Raw genomic sequence first — 16,513 nt, 5'->3', positions numbered from 1 at the left:
CTCATGATTACTTCTGTCCTGGTGGCGAACCGCGGCGAGATCGCCTGCCGTATCTTCCGCACCTGCCGTGAGTTGGGAATCCGGACGGTCGCGGTGCACTCCGACGCCGACCAAAACGCGCTCCACGCGCGCGTGGCCGACACGGCGGTACGGCTGCCCGGCGCGGCGCCCGCGGAGACGTACCTGCGCGGCGACCTGATCGTGAAGGCGGCCGTCGCAGCCGGCGCGGACGCCGTACACCCCGGCTACGGCTTCCTCTCCGAGAACGCCGACTTCGCACGCGCCGTCATCGACGCCGGCCTGACCTGGATCGGACCGCCCCCCGAGGCCATCGAGGCGATGGCGTCCAAGACACGCGCCAAGGAGCTCATGGGGATCGCGTCCCTGGAACGAGGGCGGATCACCGAGGCCGACCTGCCCGTCCTGGTGAAGGCGGCCGCGGGCGGCGGAGGACGCGGCATGCGCATCGTGCGCCGCCTGGAGGATCTCGACGCCGCCCTGGAGGGCGCACGGGCCGAGGCCGCGAGCGCCTTCGGCGACGGCGAGGTCTTCGTCGAGCCCTACCTGGAGCACGGCCGCCACGTCGAGGTCCAGGTCCTCGCGGACACACACGGCACGATCTGGACCCTGGGCACCCGCGACTGCTCCCTCCAGCGCCGCCACCAGAAGGTCATCGAGGAGGCACCGGCGCCCGGCCTCTCGCAGAGTCTCACGGAGGACCTGTACGCGCTGTCCGTGCAGGCCGTGTGCGCCGTCGCCTACGAGGGCGCCGGCACCGTCGAGTTCCTGGTCGCCGACGGCCGCGCGCACTTCCTGGAGATGAACACCCGCCTCCAGGTCGAACACCCCGTCACGGAAGTGGTCTTCGGCATCGACCTCGTGGCCCTGCAGATCCGGGTAGCCGAAGGCCACCGCCTGGAAAACGACCCTCCACGCGCGCGTGGCCATGCGATCGAGGCCCGCCTCTACGCCGAGGACCCGGCGCACGACTGGACCCCGCAGACCGGCACGCTGCACCGCCTGACCGCCCCCGAAGGCATCCGCCTGGACACGGGTTACGGCGACGGAGACGACATCGGCGTCCACTACGACCCGATGCTCGCGAAGGCCGTCGCGCACGCCCCCACGCGCGCGGAGGCCGTCCGCAGACTGGCCGGAGCCCTGGAGCGCACCACGATCCACGGCCCGACCACCAACCGCGACCTGCTCGTCCGCTCCCTGCGCCACAAGCAGTTCACGTCGGCCGACATGGACACGGCCTTCTACGAGCACCACCTCCCCGAACTGACGAGCAGCGGGACGGGCGACCCCTACGCCCCCTTGGCCGCCGCCCTGGCCGACGCCCGATCCCGCCCCTCCCGCTTCGGTGGCTTCCGCAACCTCCCCTCCCAACCGCAGACCAAGCGCTACGCGACGGCAGGCGAGGAACACGAGGTCCGCTACCGCCACACGCGGGAGGGCCTGACGGCCGACGGGGTGCGGGTCGTACACGCGGACGCGAGTCTCGTCGTACTCGAAGTGGACGGCGTACAGCGGAAGTTCGAGGTGGCACGGTACGGCGACGACGTCTACGTGAACACCACCCACCTCACCGCTCTGCCCCGCTTCCCCGATCCCACCACCCAGCACGCACCGGGCTCCCTCCTGGCGCCCATGCCGGGCACGGTCGTGAGGGTGGCCGAGGGATTGACCGTAGGAGCCGCTGTGAAGGTCGGAGAGCCCCTGCTCTGGCTGGAGGCGATGAAGATGCAGCACAAGATCACAGCGCCGGTCACGGGGACGCTCACGGACCTTCCGGTGACCCCGGGACAGCAGGTGACGGTCGGCATGTTGCTTGCGGTTGTACAGCTGACCTAAGGGGCGCGGGGAACTGCGCGACCAGCCACAACCAACCCGCACCCCGAAGGAGCCCTGATGGCCCTCATCGAATCCGAAGAACACAAAGCCCTCCGATCGGCGGTCGCCGCCCTCGGCAAGCGCCACGGCCGCACCTTCGACCGAGAAGCCCTCTGGGCAGAAGCAGCCAAGCTCGGCTACCTCGGCGTCAACCTGCCGGAGGCATACGGCGGCGGAGGCGGCGGCATCGCAGAACTCTCCATCGTCCTGGAGGAGCTCGGCGCCGCAGGCTGCCCCCTCCTCATGATGGTCGTATCCCCGGCGATCTGCGGCACAGTGATCGCGCGCTTCGGAACCGAGGACCAGAAGCGCACATGGCTGCCAGGCCTCGCTGACGGCACCCGAACCATGGCCTTCGGCATCACGGAACCGGACGCCGGCTCCAACAGCCACCGCATCACCACCACGGCCCGCCGCGACCCCGACACCGGCGACTGGCTACTGACCGGCCGCAAGGTCTTCATCTCCGGCGTGGACCTGGCGGACGCGACCCTCATAGTCGGCCGCACCGAGGACGCCCGCACCGGCACCCTCAAGCCCTGCCTCTTCATCGTCCCCCGGGACGTGCCCGGCTTCACCCGCCGCCGGATCGACATGGAACTCCAGGCCGCGGAGAAGCAGTTCGAGCTGACCCTGGACGACGTACGCCTCCCCGCTGACGCCCTCGTGGGCGACGAGGACGCAGGCCTCCTCCAGCTCTTCGCCGGCCTCAACCCCGAACGCATCATGACCGCCGCCTTCGCGATCGGCATGGGCCGCTACGCGCTCGCGCAGGCGATCACATACGCCCGCGACCGCACCGTCTGGAAAACCCCCATCGGCGCCCACCAGGCCATCGCCCACCCCCTCGCCCAGGCGCACATCGACCTCGAACTCGCCCGCCTGATGATGCAGAAAGCGGCATACCTGTACGACGCCGGAGACGACGTCGGCGCAGGTGAGGCCGCCAACATGGCCAAGTACGCGGCCGGGGAGGCCTGCGTGAGAGCCGTCGACCAGGCCGTGCACACCCTCGGCGGAAACGGCCTCACCCGCGAATTCGGACTCGCCTCGTTGATAACAGCCGCACGCGTGGCTCGTATTGCTCCGGTGAGCCGGGAGATGATTCTCAACTACGTCTCCCACCAGACTCTGGGCCTTCCCAAGTCGTACTAGACCGTCGTGGCCGCCTTGGAGGAACCGTGTTCCGCAGCGAGTACGCAGACGTCCCGCCCGTAGAACTCCCCATCCACGAAGCGGTGCTCGGCCGGGCCGCCGAGTACGGGGACGCGCCCGCCCTCATCGACGGAACCGACGGCACCACCCTCACGTACGAACAACTGGACCGCTTCCACCGGCGCATCGCGGCCGCGCTCGCCGAGGCCGGCGTACGCAAGGGCGACGTGCTCGCCCTGCACAGCCCCAACACCGTCGCCTTCCCGACCGCCTTCTACGCGGCCACCCGCGCGGGAGCCTCCGTCACCACCGTGCACCCACTGGCCACCGCCGAGGAGTTCGCCAAGCAGCTGCGGGACTCGGCGACCCGCTGGATCGTCACCGTCTCACCCCTGCTGGAAACGGCACGCAGGGCCGCCGAACTCGCCGGCGGCGTCGAAGAGATCTTCGTCTGCGACAGCGCGCCCGGACACCGTTCCCTGATCGACATGCTGGCCTCCGCCGCCCCCGAGCCGGAGGTCGACATCGACCCCGCAGCGGACGTCGCCGCACTGCCTTACTCCTCGGGCACCACCGGCATCCCCAAGGGCGTCATGCTCACGCACCGCCAGATCGCCACCAACCTCGCCCAGCTCGAACCCGTCATGCCGGCCGGCCCCGGCGAACGCATCCTCGCCGTCCTGCCCTTCTTCCACATCTACGGCCTGACGGCCCTCATGAACGCACCCCTCAGGCAGGGCGCCACGGTCGTCGTCCTCCCGCGCTTCGAACTCGAAACCTTCCTCGCAGCCATCCAGAACCACCGCATCACCAGCCTGTTCGTGGCCCCGCCCATCGTCCTGGCCCTCGCCAAACACCCCCTGGTCGCCCAGTACGACCTGTCGTCCCTGAAACACGTCATCAGCGCCGCCGCCCCCCTGGACGCCGGGCTCGCCGCCGCCTGCTCCCAGCGGCTCGGCCTGCCACCCGTCGGCCAGGCCTACGGCATGACGGAACTGTCACCCGGCACCCACGTCGTCCCCCTCGACGCCATGGACGAGGCGCCCCCCGGAACCGTCGGCAAACTCATCGCAGGCACCGAGATGCGCATCGTCTCCCTCGACGACCCCGACAAGGACCTCGGCATCGGCGAGTCCGGCGAGATCCTCATCCGCGGCCCCCAGATCATGAAGGGCTACCTCGGCCGCCCCGACGACACCGCCGCGATGATCGACCCGGAGGGCTGGCTGCACACCGGAGACGTGGGCCACGTCGACGCCGACGGCTGGCTGTTCGTCGTCGACCGCGTCAAGGAACTCATCAAGTACAAAGGCTTCCAGGTGGCCCCCGCCGAACTCGAAGCCCTCCTCCTCACCCACCCCGGCATCACCGACGCGGCCGTCATCGGCGTCTACAACGACGACAACAACGAAGTCCCGCACGCGTACGTCGTCCGCCGGCCCACCGCCACCGACCTCTCCGAAGGAGAGGTCATGATGTACGTCGCCGAACGCGTCGCCCCCTACAAACGCGTCCGCCGGGTCACCTTCATCGACAGCATCCCGCGGGCCGCCTCCGGCAAGATCCTCCGCCGTGAACTGCGGGAACTGCAGGAGCGCACATGACATTGATCGGACGTGCACGCGCGCGTGGCATCAGAACCCTCAGCCTCGACTCCCCGGCCAACCGCAACGCGCTCTCCGCGGCACTCGTGGGAGAACTGGCCGCCGCACTGACGGACTGCGCCAAGGACACCGACGTACGCGCGATCGTCCTCACCCACACCGGCAACACGTTCTGCGCGGGCGCCGACCTCCGCGACCCGCCGGCCCCGGACGCACTCGTCGGGTTGCTGAGGCAGATCGTCGAGCTGCGCAAACCGGTCGTGGCCCGCGTCACCGGCCACGTACGCGCAGGCGGCCTCGGCCTCCTGGCGGCCTGCGACATCGCAGCAGCATCCGGGGAGGCGACCTTCGCATTCACCGAGGTACGGATCGGCGTGGCCCCGGCGGTCATCTCCCTGCCCCTGCTCCCGCGCACGGACCCCCGAGCCCTCGCCCGCTACTACCTCACCGGCGAACGCCTCGACGCGACCGAGGCGGCCCGAATCGGCCTCCTGACCGTCACCGGCGACGACGTGGATGCCGTACTGGAACCGATCCTGGACGGACTGCGCCGAGCCGCCCCGCAGGGCCTGGCCGAGACGAAAGCGCTGCTCACAGCTAAGGTGCTCGAAACATTCGACCGGGACGCGGCCGACCTCACCGCACTCTCGGCCCGGCTGTTCGCCTCCCCGCAGGCCCGCGAGGGGATGACGGCCTTCCTGGAACGACGGGATCCCCCATGGGTGCTGTGACCACGGACAACAGTGTCGAACGCGCCGACCGCGTGCCCAAACAGGACCGCAGCCGAGCCACCCGGCAGCGCCTCCTGGAAGCCGCCGTGGCCTGCCTCGCCGAACACGGCTGGGCGGGCTCCACGGTCTCCGTCGTCGCCGAACGCGCCGGCGTCTCCCGCGGCGCCGCCCAGCACCACTTCCCGACCCGCGAGGACCTCTTCACCGCAGCCGTCGAATACGTCGCCGAAGAACGCTCGACAGCCCTCCGCGCCCTGTTCCCGCAGGGCGCGGCAGGCGACCGACGGGCAGTCGTGTCGGCCCTCGTCGACCTCTACACCGGCCCCCTCTTCCGCGCCGCCCTCCACCTCTGGGTCGCCGCCTCCAACGAGGACCAGCTCCGCCCCCGCGTCACAGAACTCGAAGCCCGCGTCGGCCGCGAAACCCACCGCATAGCAGTGGACCTCCTCGCCGCCGACGAATCCCGCCCCGGCGTACGCGAAACCGTCCAGGGACTCCTGGACATGGCCCGCGGCCTCGGCCTCGCCAACCTGCTGACGGATGACGGGGGGCGGCGGGAAGGGGTCGTGGCGCAGTGGGCTGCGCTGCTGGACGAGGCACTGGACTGAACCCCAGGGTCCACGCTCCGGCCCGCAGCCGCCCGTGTTCCTGACCGCCCTCTCAGCGGGCGATGCCCTCGTACCCCTCGATCTCCGAAGGAAGCCGCACACCCGGCCCCACATACCGCGCAGACGGCCGCACCAGCCGTCCCGTCCGCTTCTGCTCCAGAATGTGCGCCGACCACCCGGCCGTGCGGGCGCAGGTGAACATCGAGGTGAACATGTGCGCAGGCACCTCGGCGAAGTCGAGAACGATCGCCGCCCAGAACTCGACGTTCGTGGCCAGGACACGGTCCGGACGCCGTGCGTGCAGCTCCTCCAGCGCCGCCTTCTCCAGCGCCTCGGCCACCTCGAACCGCGGAGCGCCCAGCTCACGGGCCGTACGGCGCAGCACGCGCGCGCGTGGATCCTCGGCGCGGTACACGCGGTGCCCGAAGCCCATCAGCCGCTCACCCTTGTCGAGGGCCTGCTTGACGTACGCCTCAGCGTCCCCGGTCCGCTCGATCTCCTCGATCATGCCCAGCACCCGGGAGGGCGCGCCGCCGTGCAGCGGTCCGGACATCGCTCCTACGGCGCCGGAGAGCGCCGCGGCGACATCCGCCCCGGTGGAGGCGATGACGCGGGCCGTGAAGGTGGACGCGTTCATGCCGTGCTCGGCGGCGGAGGTCCAGTAGGCGTCGACGGCGGCGACGTGCTTGGGGTCGGGCTCGCCCCGCCAGCGGATCATGAAGCGCTCGGTGATCGAGTGGGCTTTGTCGATCTCCCGCTGCGGAACCATGGGCCGGCCCTGGCCGCGGGCCGACTGGGCGACGTAGGAGAGCGCCATGACGGCGGCTCGGGCCAGGTCCGCGCGGGCCTGCTCGGCGTCGATGTCGAGGAGGGGCTTGAGACCCCAGACGGGTGCCAGCATGGCCAGCGCCGACTGGACGTCCACCCGGATGTCGCCGGAGTGCACGGGGATCGGGAACGGCTCGGCGGGCGGCAGACCGGGGTTGAAGGCGCCGTCGACGAGCAGCCCCCAGACGTTCCCGAAGGAGACGTGACCGACCAGGTCCTCGATGTCGACGCCCCGATACCGGAGGGCGCCGCCCTCCTTGTCCGGTTCGGCGATCTCCGTCTCGAACGCGACGACTCCCTCGAGTCCGGGTACGAAGTCGGACATCAGGCGGCTCCTCATGATGTGTACGACAGATGTGTACGGCAGAAAAACGGCGGCTCGGCCGTTGGATCCCCGGTCGCTTCGTGCGACTCGTGGTCCTGGGTGGCCACCCTGGTGATGCCCCGTTCGGCTGGTCGCTCAACCAGAACGCACCTGCACGATATCCCCGAGTGCCAACTTTGGGGAGGCTTCGCGGCACTCAGTGCCACAGGTGCTCGCCGCCTGCGACGAGTGCCCATGCCGAAATCATGACGGACGGCATGGCGAACGGCACCTGCACATACGGCAGGATGACGGGGTGACCGACCGAGACGCCGTCCCCCTCGATCCTGCCTCGATGCGCAAGCAGTACCGGGCCGAGGGCCTCGCCGAGTCCGATCTGGCCGCCACTCCGGTGGCGCAGTTCGCGCGCTGGTTCCAGCAGGCCGCGACTCAGGCCCACCTCTTCGAGCCGAACGCCATGGTCGTCTCCACGGCGAACGCCGAAGGCCACCCCACCTCCCGCACCGTACTGCTGAAGCACTTCGACGAGCAGGGCTTCGTCTTCTACACCAACTACGACTCCCGCAAGGCCCGCGACCTCGCCGAGAACCCGTACGTCTCGCTCCTGTTCCCCTGGCATCCGATGGCCCGCCAGGTCATCGTCACGGGCATCGCCCGCCGCACCGGCCGTGACGAGACCGCCGCCTACTTCCGCACCCGTCCGCACGGTTCGCAGCTCGGTGCCTGGGCCAGCGCCCAGTCGAGCGTGATTTCCACCCGCGCCGACCTGGACGCCTCGTACGCCGAACTGGCCGCCCGCTACCCGGAGGGCGAGCAGGTCCCGGTCCCGCCGAACTGGGGTGGTTTCCGGGTCGCCCCGCAGGCGGTGGAGTTCTGGCAGGGCCGTGAGAACCGGCTGCACGACCGCTTGCGGTATGTGGCGGAGGCGGACGGGGGGTGGCGGGTGGAGCGGCTCAGTCCCTGAGAGCGCCGGAACGCAGACGACCCGCGAGCTCTGGTCCCTCCGCCTCGGCGGAGGAGCCGGCCGGACGTACCGGCGAGCTCGCGGGTCGGGTGACTGCTTGGGATTGGGCCGGCTGCACGGTTCTCTCCCGTGCCGGTCCGGCACCGCACTCGGTGTGGTGGCGAGCCGCTAGCCCGCAGTCACCTCACGCGTCCGGTATTCATACATCTGCCGAACCACCTCCCTTCTCGTGTAAGCCACACCCTAAGAACCGGTCGGCGCACGATCAACCACTTTTTTTGATGCGGGCCGGTGACCTAGCTTTCCGACCATGACGGAGCGACGCGCGATCCTCAGTGGATCGACCTTCGAGGAGCAGATCGGTTACGCACGGGCCGTGGTCGACGGGGACTGGGTGCACGTATCCGGGACCACCGGGTTCGACTACTCGACCATGACGATCTCGGACGACGTCGTCGAGCAGGCCGAGCAGTGTGTGCGGAACATCGGGGCGGCGCTCGCGGAGGCGGGGTGCGGGCTGGCCGATGTGGTGCGGGTGCGGTATCTGCTGCCCGAGCGGGAGGACTTCGAGCCGTGCTGGCCGGTGCTGCGGAAGGTGTTCGGTGAGGTGCGGCCTGCGGCGACGATGATGGTGGTCGGGCTTGCGGATCCGCGGATGAGGATCGAGATCGAGGTGTACGCGCGGCGCAGGGGGCTGCGGATCGAGGCCGTGCACGGGGAGAACATGCTGCGGGAGTGGCAGTACGTCCACAACGCGATCGTGCCGCCTGCTGCCATGTCCCTCGACGAGGCGCGGGAGCGGCTGGGGCGTTATCGGCTGGAGAACGCGTATCTGGGGGACCGGCTGGTCGGCTGTTCCACCGTGCGGCCACCGCAGGGGGAGGAGGCGGTGGCGACGGTCATCGCGCGCGTGCTGCCCGAGTATCGGGGGCGGGGGTTCGGGGCTGCCCTGTACGAGCGGGGGCTCGCGCACGCGCGCGTGCTGGGTGCGAAGGGCGTTGAGACGTGCGTTCTGGCGGCCAATGGCGACGGGCTTCGGTTTGCCGAGAAGTATGGGTTCGTCGAGGTCGAGCGGTATGTGCTCGACGGGGAAAGCGATCTGTGGGTTGATCTTCGGCTGAGGGAGGGGTGATCGTGGGGGGTGGAGGTGGCTTACAACGATTCCTTCAATCTTGGGGAACTCGGTGTGTGCTGCGTCACGTTCCAGTTAGATGATTGCGAGTGAGCGAACCGACGCGCCGTACGCGCGGACGCAGCTTGGCAGGGGGTCCAGGTGAGTGCTTCCCGGCGTAGTGGGACCACCGACGAGCTGGGGCCCGATGAGCCCGAGCGGGCTGGTCCGGTGGGGCCTGACGGCTCCGATCTGCTGGCCGCGCTGCTCGACGGGATGGATGCGGCGCTGTGTGCCTTCGACGCGGGCGGGGTCGTAACCCATTGGAATCGTGAGGCCGAGCGGATTCTGGGGTGGACCGCGGCCGAGGCGGTGGGTCGGCACGGGTTCGCGGGGTGGGCCGTGCGTCCTGCGGACGCCGAGGAGGTCGAGGGGCGGCTGATGTCCGCCATGGAGGCCCCGGGGCGGCAGGTGCACGAGTTCGCGCTGCTGACGAAGGACGGCGGGCGGGTGCTGGTGCGGACGCAGTCCGCGGCGGTGCGCGGGCCCGACGGGAAGCCCGCGGGTGTGTACTGCGCCTTCAGTGAGGTGCATGCACAGATCGATCTGGAGCGGTCGATCGCGCTCAGCGAGGCGTTGTTCGAGGACGCGAGCTGGGGTGTCGTGCTGGTCGATGCCGATCTGCGGCCCGCGGTGGTGAATGCGCATGCGGCGCGTGCGCTCGGCATCGGGCGTACGTCGGCTTTGGGGCGGCCGCTGGGGGAGTTGCTCGCCCAGGGTGTGGAGGAGCTGGAGAGTGCGCTCACGCATGTGCTGGCGGAGGGTGCGCCGCCGGCGCCGGCCGAGATCTGGGTGAGTGTGCGTACGCCGGAGGGTGATCAGCGGCGGTGCTGGCGCTGCGGCTTCGTACGGCTGGCGTCGCCGCTCGCGGAGGAGCCGGTGCCGTTGGGTGTCGCGTGGCTCTTCCAGGACGTGACGGAGGGCAAGCAGGGCGAGCAGGAGGCGGCGCTGCTGCGGTTCCGGACCAATCAGCTGCACCGGGCGGCCCGGGCGGCCGCGGAGTGCGAGGACCCGGGTGAGGCGGCGACCGTCCATCTCGACTTCGCGCTCGCCGGGTTCGCCGACCATGCGCTGATCGACCGGGTGGCGGGCGGTGCGGTGGCCGACGGGGCGGCGGAGGGGCCCGTACGGCTGGTGCGGGTCGCTGCGACGCCGTCCGGGGCGCCGGGGCCGAGTCTGCTGACCGGGCAGGCGGGGTTGCCGGTGCGGTACGGGCAGGGGCATCCGGCGTTGCAGTGCGTGGAGCGGACGGGGTCCGTGCGGGCGAGCGTGGGTGCGGTGGCGGCGGAGCAGGCGCGGGAGTGGGCGTTGGCTCGGCAGTGGCCGGAGGATGCGGTGCACGCGTTGTGTGCGGTGTTGCGGAGTCGGGGGCGGACGCTCGGGGTCGTGACGTTCCTGCGGGGGAGTGGGCGGAGTCAGTTCGAGCGGGTGGATGCCGTGTACGCGGAGGACGTTGCTGTTCGGATTGCTGCGGCGTTGGATCTGGCTGGGGTGGTGGGGCGGTAGCGCGGCCGGGCGGCACGAATGCCCTCAGGCTGCGCCGATTCCTACTGCTGGTAGAAGATCCGGTCCCCGTACTCCTCCATGACCCGGCTGTTCCACTCGTGGCCGCCGTCCACGTTCCCGGACCGGAGCAGGGGTGGCTCGATGCCGCGTTCGGCGAGTGTGCCTGCTGCTGTGGCCATGACTGCCTGCAGGATTGCGCTGGTGACGACGGTGGAGGCCGGGGCGAAGGGGGCGGGGATGGTGTCGAGGGTGAGGGTGGCGTCGCCGATGGGGATCTTGGAGTCGAGGACGATGTCGCAGTGGTCGCGCAGATAGGTGCCGGAGGTGTGCCGGGACCGGGTCTCGGTCGCGTACGCCACTGAGGTCACGCCGATCACCTTCACGCCGAGCGTGCGGGCGTGCATGGCCATTTCGACGGGGAGGGCGTTGCGGCCGGAGAGGGAGATGATCACCAGGGTGTCCCCGGCGCGGAGCGGCGAGGAGTCGAGGACGGCGGTTGCGAGGCCGTCGACGCGCTCCAGGGCGGAGCCCAGCGTGGCCGGCATCACGTCGACGCCGACGACGCCCGGTACGGCGAGCAGGTTCATCAGGGCGAGGCCGCCCGCGCGGTAGACGACGTCCTGGGCGGCGAGGGAGGAGTGGCCGGCACCGAAGGCGAAGAGTCGTCCGCCGTCCGCGACGGTGTCGGCGAGCAGGGTGCCGGCCGCGGTGATGGACTGTGCCTCCTCGTCCCGGACCCGTTGCAGGAGGTCGATCGCGGCGTCGAAGAACTGGTCGGCCAGTTTGCCGTCGCTCATGCGGGTCCTTCCGGGGCGGTGTGGGGGTCCGGGCGCGGATGTGTCGCGGATCACCGTGCGGTCTGGACCAGTGCCGTGTCAATACGGGGGTGAGCGGCCCGGCGTAACCCCGTGGTTTCAACGGCGCGGCACGGTTGTCGGTGGTATGCGTCAGAATTGAATCCAGGGCCAGCGCACGCGCCGGGAAGCTGTCGTGCTTCCGGCAGTACTCATCGAGGGGCACGTATGTCCGGACTGATCGACACCACGGAGATGTATCTCCGCACCATCCTCGAGCTGGAGGAGGAAGGTGTGGTCCCCATGCGCGCCCGGATCGCCGAGCGGCTGGACCAGAGCGGGCCGACCGTCAGCCAGACCGTGGCGCGGATGGAGCGGGACGGTCTCGTCTCCGTCGCGACGGACCGCCATCTGGAGCTCACGGACGAGGGCCGCCGGCTGGCGACGCGCGTGATGCGCAAGCACCGGCTCGCCGAGTGTCTGCTGGTCGATGTGATCGGCCTGGAGTGGGAGCAGGTTCACGCGGAGGCGTGCCGCTGGGAGCACGTGATGAGCGAGGCCGTGGAGCGGCGCGTGCTGGAGCTGCTGCGGCACCCGACGGAGTCGCCGTACGGCAACCCGATCCCGGGTCTGGAGGAGCTGGGCGAGAAGGACGGCGCGGACCCGTTCCTGGACGAGGGCATGGTGTCGCTGGCGGACCTCGACCCGGGTGCCGACGGCAAGACGGTCGTGGTGCGCCGTATCGGTGAGCCGATCCAGACGGATGCGCAGCTGATGTACACGCTGCGGCGGGCGGGTGTGCAGCCCGGTTCGGTGGTGAGTGTGACGGAGTCGGCGGGCGGTGTGCTGGTGGGCAGTGGAGGTGAGGCGGCCGAGCTGGAGGCGGACGTCGCCTCCCATGTGTTCGTCGCCAAGCGCTGACCGTCGGCGGCCCAACGGCGCGTAGTGCTCCTCACTCCGTCCCCGGCCTCGTAAGGGTCGTCAACTTCCGTTGTTCCAGGGAGGGTTGAGGCGCCCTGCGGGCCTGTCGTCGATCTCTTCGGCGCCGGAATTCGGTGCGTCGAAATCGCAGCGCTCGGACGTTTCGCGTGCGAGGCTGTCGCGTGAGGCATATGACCTGAGGGGGGTCGGCAGGATGTGCCGCAGTCGTGTGGAGGGCCCCGGCGCCGTGTGGCGCCGGGGCCTGCCCTCCCCTGTGCTGACCCGGAGCCCCGAGCTCTCAGGGTCATCCCCTTCGGACCGTTTTCCCCGAGCGGTCCGCCTCCCGCTGAAGATCTCCCCTCGGCGGCGGCGATCATTCCTCGGACGAGGTCACTCGTACGAGGGGTGTTGCCTGCAGACACAGTATTTTCGAATACCCATTCGATAGCCTTCGGTGACAGGTCACAAGCACAGGTAGCTGCACGGCACGGCAGGACACGGTTCACAGGACCGGCCGGCTCGAGCGGGAGCGAGCGGTCCGAGCGGAGCTAGGGGGGTGCCAGGACCATGGCGCGACGCATCGACGTGACCGGGGCGGGCGGCGTACGCCTCGCGGCCTGGGAGTTCGGCGACCCTCCCAAGAGCGACCCGGCGCAGCCCGCACCCGAGGACACCCCCGGTGTGCTGTTACTGCACGGCCTGATGGGCCGCGCCTCGCACTGGGCGTCCACCGCCCGCTGGCTCTCCGGGCGGCACCGCGCCGTCGCGCTCGACCAGCGCGGACACGGCCAGAGCGACAAGCCCCCGCAGGCCTCCTTCACCCGCGAGGCCTACGTCGAGGACGCCGAGGCCGCGCTCGAGCAGCTCGGCCTCGCCCCGGCCGTTCTCATCGGCCACGCCATGGGCGCGCTGACGGCCTGGCAGCTCGCCGCGAAGCGCCCCGATCTGGTGCGGGGACTGATCATCTGCGATATGCGGGCCTCCGCGCTGGGTGCCGCCTCGCAGCGTGAGTGGGCGGACTGGTTCAAGGCCTGGCCGGTTCCCTTTGCCACGCTTGCCGATGTACGCAAGTGGTTCGGTGAGGACGATCCGTGGGTGGAGCGGCCGAACCCGGCCCGGGGGGAGTTCTACGCCGAGGTGATGCACGAGTCGCCCGACGGCTGGCGCCCCGTCTTCGACTACGAGCAGATGCTCCGCTCCCGTGAGACCTGGGTGTACGACGCGCACTGGGAGGAACTCGCCGCTGTGCAGTGCCCGGCGCTGGTCGTGCGCGGGCTCGACGGGGAGCTGGGGCGGGCCGAGGCGCAGGAGATGGTCCGGGTGCTGCCGCGCGGGGAGTACGCGGAGGTGGCAGATGCGGGGCATCTCGTTCACTACGACCAGCCGGAGGCTTGGCGGGCGGCGATCGAACCGTTCCTGGATGCAGTTCTCACTGCGTGAGGCTGGGCGGGGCGCCTAGTAGCTCGGGGGTCCTGTTTGTTGGCGCGTGCGGGCCGTGTGTGGTTGCTCGCGCCCACGCGGCGGAGCCGCATATCGATACAGCCCCGCGCCCCTTCAGGGCGTTGCAGGCGCCGCCCGCCAAGGCGCCAAGTCAGCCTTTGCTGTAGGGCCCCTGTCAGCCCTTGCTTACCGCCGTCAGGATCTCCGGCAGACGGGCCGCCGTCCGTGGGGCCGCCAGGCGTAGGCCTGCCCAGGTGATCGTGGCGCCGTATGCCGCGCCCACCGGGAGCAGGAGCCAGCCCCAGTCGTCGCCGTCCTTGGCCACGTTCACCCAGATCGTGGCCACGATGACGGGGGCGGACAGCAGGGCCGCCGACACCATGCCGCCGAAGATGGAGATCCAGGCGAGGCCGGCCTGGCCGGGGGCCACGTTCTTGTAGCCCTCCTGGGGGATGGAGTACGGGAAACGGGCGGACGTCCATGCGCCGGTCGCCAGCATCGCGCCGAGCAGGGCGAAGGACAGGCCGAGTACCTCGGGCAGTCGGGGCCAGTCCCCGAGCATCGCGGTGGTCAGGACAGTCACGAGGGTGGCGTACGGGAGGGTGATCACCAGCAGGGCGAGGGCCCGCCCGCGCAGCTCGACGTAGGCGTCGTGCGTGGAGGAGATGGTCGTGGCGACCATCCAGAACGCGGAGGTGTCCTGCCCGAACTGGTTGTACATCTGGATGCCGAGCATCCCCGCGGCGAAGCACGCGAAGTAGATCGAGCCGGTGCCTTGAAGGGCGTTGAACACGGGCACGATCAGGCCGATGGCGAGCGAGGTCACCCAGGCCGCCTTGGTCTTGGGGTCGCGCCAGATGTAGCGCAGGCTGCGTTCCATGACGGTGCCGGTGCGTCCGGCGGGCAGCAGGCGGGCGAGGCCGCCGGTGGTCCGTTCGCGGGCGGCGGGTTCGGCGGCCTGGAGGGTGGAGCCGTCGGGCGAGGTCATCAGCCGGGTCAGATGGCGGGACCACACGGCGAGCAGCAGCATCAACGCGCCTACTGTCAGGGCCAGTTGGAAAGCCGCGACGCCGTACGAGCCGTCGCTCGCCGAGTCCACCGCGCCGACGGCCGACGCGGGCGGCACCCACTTCAGGACGTCCGCCACCGGGTCGAGTTGCGAGAGCCCGGAGGAACCCAGGTGCTGCGCCCCGAAGTTGACGAGCTGCGCCCCGATCGCGATGACCAGGCCGCTCAGCACCGCCAGGTCGCGGCCCTTGCGGCTGGTCAGCAGGCGGATGTTGGCGGCGGCGACGGCCCGCGCCAGGGCCACGCACACCAGCAGCCCGAGGGCGACGGCGACGACGCCGACGGCGTAGGCCGCACCGCCGTGCGCGACCGCGATCACCGACCCGGTCAGCAGAAGCAGCGTGAACAGCGGCCCGATGCCCACCAGCGAGGCCGCGAGCAGCGCCCGCACCAGCGGCCGGGGCCGCAGCGGCAGCATCACCAAGCGCGTCGGGTCGAGCGTCTCGTCGCCGCTCGGAAAGAACAGCGGCATCACCGCCCAGCCCAGCGCCAGTACGGCCACCAGCAGCGCGACCACGGGCAGGGCGTGCGTGTTCCCGTGCAGCGCGATCAGGCCGAGCAGCTGCAGCGCCCCGAACAGCACCACGACGACGGCCGAGACGACATAGGCGGCCCGCCGCCCGGCGGACTGCCTGAGCCCGTTGCGCAGCAGGGACAGCTTCAGCCGTACGAAGACGGGAGTGAGGTTGGCTTCGCCCGTCATCGTGCGCCGCCGCCCAGCCAGTCCAGGTGCGACCCGGTGTCGCGGCCGCCCGCGCCGACGAGTTCGAGGAACGCCTGCTGCAGCGAGGCCGCCTCCCCGCGCACCTCGGCGAGCGTGCCGTGGGCGCGGATACGGCCGGCGGCCATCACGGCCACCCAGTCGCACAGTGACTCGACGAGCTCCATGACATGGGAGGAGAAGACGACGGTGGCGCCCGACGCCGTGTACCGCTCCAGGACCCCGCGGATGGTCTGGGCGGACACCGGGTCGACGCCCTCGAACGGCTCGTCGAGGAAGAGCACTTCGGGGTTGTGGAGCAGCGCTGCCGCGAGGCCGATCTTCTTGCGCATGCCGGTCGAGTAGTCGACGACGAGCTTGTGCTGGGCGCCGGCCAGGTCGAGCACATCGAGAAGCTGTGTGGCCCGCTTGTCGACCTCGGCTCCGGGCAGTCCGCGCAACCGCCCGCTGTACACGAGCAGTTCACGCCCCGACAGCCGCTCGAAGAGCCGCAGCCCCTCCGGCAGCACCCCGATCCGGGCCTTCACCGCCACCGGGTCCCGCCACACGTCGTGCCCGACGACCTCGACACTCCCCTGATCGGGCCGCAGCAACCCGGTCACCATGGACAGGGTCGTGGTCTTCCCCGCTCCGTTCGGCCCCACGAGCCCGATGAACTTCCCCGCAGGCAGTTCCAGATCAATCCCGGCAACGGCAACTTGCTGCCCGAACCGCTTCCACAGTCCCTGTACGCGCACGGCGGCTGACGTCATGGATCAACCCTACGGCGCTGCAGCCGCCC

Annotated in this window: 14 protein-coding genes; 10 read left to right on the top strand and 4 right to left on the bottom strand. The window is 70.4% G+C overall.

Features of this window, described 5'->3' with window-relative positions; translation table 11 throughout:
• The first annotated feature begins 3 nt into the window (after positions 1-3).
• The 5 genes from EDD92_RS21650 to EDD92_RS21630 are packed head-to-tail and all read left to right on the top strand — an operon-like array spanning position 4 to position 5,994.
• Positions 4-1,857, top strand: a complete 1,854-nt coding sequence (locus tag EDD92_RS21650; RefSeq protein ID WP_123965860.1) for a biotin carboxylase N-terminal domain-containing protein — start codon at positions 4-6, stop codon at positions 1,855-1,857.
• 57 nt (positions 1,858-1,914) lie between these two features.
• Complete coding sequence (locus tag EDD92_RS21645) at positions 1,915-3,051, top strand: acyl-CoA dehydrogenase family protein (protein ID WP_123965859.1); 1,137 nt, start codon at positions 1,915-1,917, stop codon at positions 3,049-3,051.
• A gap of 26 nt (positions 3,052-3,077) precedes the next feature.
• The gene (locus EDD92_RS21640; protein WP_123965858.1) at positions 3,078-4,655 is read left to right on the top strand and encodes a 4-coumarate--CoA ligase family protein; all 1,578 of its coding nucleotides are present in this window, start codon (positions 3,078-3,080) and stop codon (positions 4,653-4,655) included.
• Complete coding sequence (locus EDD92_RS21635) at positions 4,652-5,386, top strand: enoyl-CoA hydratase family protein (RefSeq protein ID WP_123965857.1); 735 nt, start codon at positions 4,652-4,654, stop codon at positions 5,384-5,386. The genes EDD92_RS21640 and EDD92_RS21635 overlap by 4 nt, the downstream gene beginning before the upstream one ends.
• Positions 5,374-5,994 (top strand): TetR/AcrR family transcriptional regulator, encoded by a 621-nt coding sequence (locus tag EDD92_RS21630; RefSeq protein WP_123965856.1) that lies wholly within the window; start codon positions 5,374-5,376, stop codon positions 5,992-5,994. Before EDD92_RS21635 ends, EDD92_RS21630 begins: the two co-directional genes overlap by 13 nt.
• Positions 5,995-6,046: 52 nt before the next feature.
• Here EDD92_RS21630 and EDD92_RS21625 read toward each other — a convergent pair whose 3' ends face one another.
• Positions 6,047-7,147: a citrate synthase 2 gene (locus EDD92_RS21625; RefSeq protein WP_123965855.1), complete on the bottom strand. Its 1,101-nt coding sequence runs from the start codon at positions 7,145-7,147 to the stop codon at positions 6,047-6,049.
• A 295-nt stretch (positions 7,148-7,442) separates the two neighbouring features.
• Here EDD92_RS21625 and pdxH point away from each other — a divergent pair, with 295 nt between their 5' ends.
• From pdxH to EDD92_RS21610, 3 genes are all read left to right on the top strand, one after another.
• On the top strand, positions 7,443-8,111 hold the full coding sequence (pdxH, locus tag EDD92_RS21620; RefSeq protein WP_123965854.1) for a pyridoxamine 5'-phosphate oxidase: 669 nt from the start codon (positions 7,443-7,445) through the stop codon (positions 8,109-8,111).
• A 310-nt stretch (positions 8,112-8,421) separates the two neighbouring features.
• Entirely contained in the window at positions 8,422-9,243 is an 822-nt protein-coding gene (locus EDD92_RS21615) for a GNAT family N-acetyltransferase (RefSeq protein WP_123965853.1), read from the top strand.
• Between the two features lie 141 nt (positions 9,244-9,384).
• The gene (locus EDD92_RS21610; RefSeq protein WP_123965852.1) at positions 9,385-10,788 is read left to right on the top strand and encodes a PAS domain-containing protein; all 1,404 of its coding nucleotides are present in this window, start codon (positions 9,385-9,387) and stop codon (positions 10,786-10,788) included.
• Between the two features lie 41 nt (positions 10,789-10,829).
• Here the strand turns inward: EDD92_RS21610 and EDD92_RS21605 are convergent, their stop codons facing one another.
• Positions 10,830-11,585 (bottom strand): SIS domain-containing protein, encoded by a 756-nt coding sequence (locus EDD92_RS21605; protein WP_123965851.1) that lies wholly within the window; start codon positions 11,583-11,585, stop codon positions 10,830-10,832.
• A 225-nt stretch (positions 11,586-11,810) separates the two neighbouring features.
• Here EDD92_RS21605 and EDD92_RS21600 point away from each other — a divergent pair, with 225 nt between their 5' ends.
• Both EDD92_RS21600 and EDD92_RS21595 read left to right on the top strand, forming a co-directional pair.
• The gene (locus EDD92_RS21600; RefSeq protein ID WP_030941023.1) at positions 11,811-12,503 is read left to right on the top strand and encodes a metal-dependent transcriptional regulator; all 693 of its coding nucleotides are present in this window, start codon (positions 11,811-11,813) and stop codon (positions 12,501-12,503) included.
• Between the two features lie 567 nt (positions 12,504-13,070).
• A complete protein-coding gene (locus EDD92_RS21595; RefSeq protein ID WP_123965850.1) occupies positions 13,071-13,943 on the top strand; it encodes an alpha/beta fold hydrolase in 873 nt (290 codons plus the stop codon).
• Positions 13,944-14,118: 175 nt separating this feature from the next.
• Here EDD92_RS21595 and EDD92_RS21590 read toward each other — a convergent pair whose 3' ends face one another.
• Both EDD92_RS21590 and EDD92_RS21585 read right to left on the bottom strand, forming a co-directional pair.
• Positions 14,119-15,714, bottom strand: a complete 1,596-nt coding sequence (locus EDD92_RS21590) for a transporter (protein WP_123965849.1) — start codon at positions 15,712-15,714, stop codon at positions 14,119-14,121.
• Positions 15,711-16,484, bottom strand: a complete 774-nt coding sequence (locus EDD92_RS21585; RefSeq protein ID WP_123965848.1) for an ABC transporter ATP-binding protein — start codon at positions 16,482-16,484, stop codon at positions 15,711-15,713. The genes EDD92_RS21590 and EDD92_RS21585 overlap by 4 nt, the downstream gene beginning before the upstream one ends.
• Positions 16,485-16,513 lie beyond the last annotated feature (29 nt).

Source organism: Streptomyces sp. TLI_185 (assembly GCF_003814765.1).
In the GTDB taxonomy this organism is placed as follows: domain Bacteria; phylum Actinomycetota; class Actinomycetes; order Streptomycetales; family Streptomycetaceae; genus Streptomyces.
Note: the sequence above shows the minus strand (reverse complement) of the source record. Positions and strands in the feature narration are given on the sequence as shown.

Coding starts and splice junctions, on each gene's coding strand:
- EDD92_RS21645 (WP_123965859.1), top strand. CDS start 1,915: ATGGCCCTCATCGAATCCGAAGAACACAAAGCCCTCCGATCGGCGGTC.
- EDD92_RS21600 (WP_030941023.1), top strand. CDS start 11,811: ATGTCCGGACTGATCGACACCACGGAGATGTATCTCCGCACCATCCTC.
- EDD92_RS21625 (WP_123965855.1), bottom strand. CDS start 7,147: ATGTCCGACTTCGTACCCGGACTCGAGGGAGTCGTCGCGTTCGAGACG.
- EDD92_RS21605 (WP_123965851.1), bottom strand. CDS start 11,585: ATGAGCGACGGCAAACTGGCCGACCAGTTCTTCGACGCCGCGATCGAC.
- EDD92_RS21595 (WP_123965850.1), top strand. CDS start 13,071: ATGGCGCGACGCATCGACGTGACCGGGGCGGGCGGCGTACGCCTCGCG.
- EDD92_RS21650 (WP_123965860.1), top strand. CDS start 4: ATGATTACTTCTGTCCTGGTGGCGAACCGCGGCGAGATCGCCTGCCGT.
- EDD92_RS21615 (WP_123965853.1), top strand. CDS start 8,422: ATGACGGAGCGACGCGCGATCCTCAGTGGATCGACCTTCGAGGAGCAG.
- EDD92_RS21585 (WP_123965848.1), bottom strand. CDS start 16,484: ATGACGTCAGCCGCCGTGCGCGTACAGGGACTGTGGAAGCGGTTCGGG.
- EDD92_RS21590 (WP_123965849.1), bottom strand. CDS start 15,714: ATGACGGGCGAAGCCAACCTCACTCCCGTCTTCGTACGGCTGAAGCTG.
- EDD92_RS21635 (WP_123965857.1), top strand. CDS start 4,652: ATGACATTGATCGGACGTGCACGCGCGCGTGGCATCAGAACCCTCAGC.
- EDD92_RS21630 (WP_123965856.1), top strand. CDS start 5,374: ATGGGTGCTGTGACCACGGACAACAGTGTCGAACGCGCCGACCGCGTG.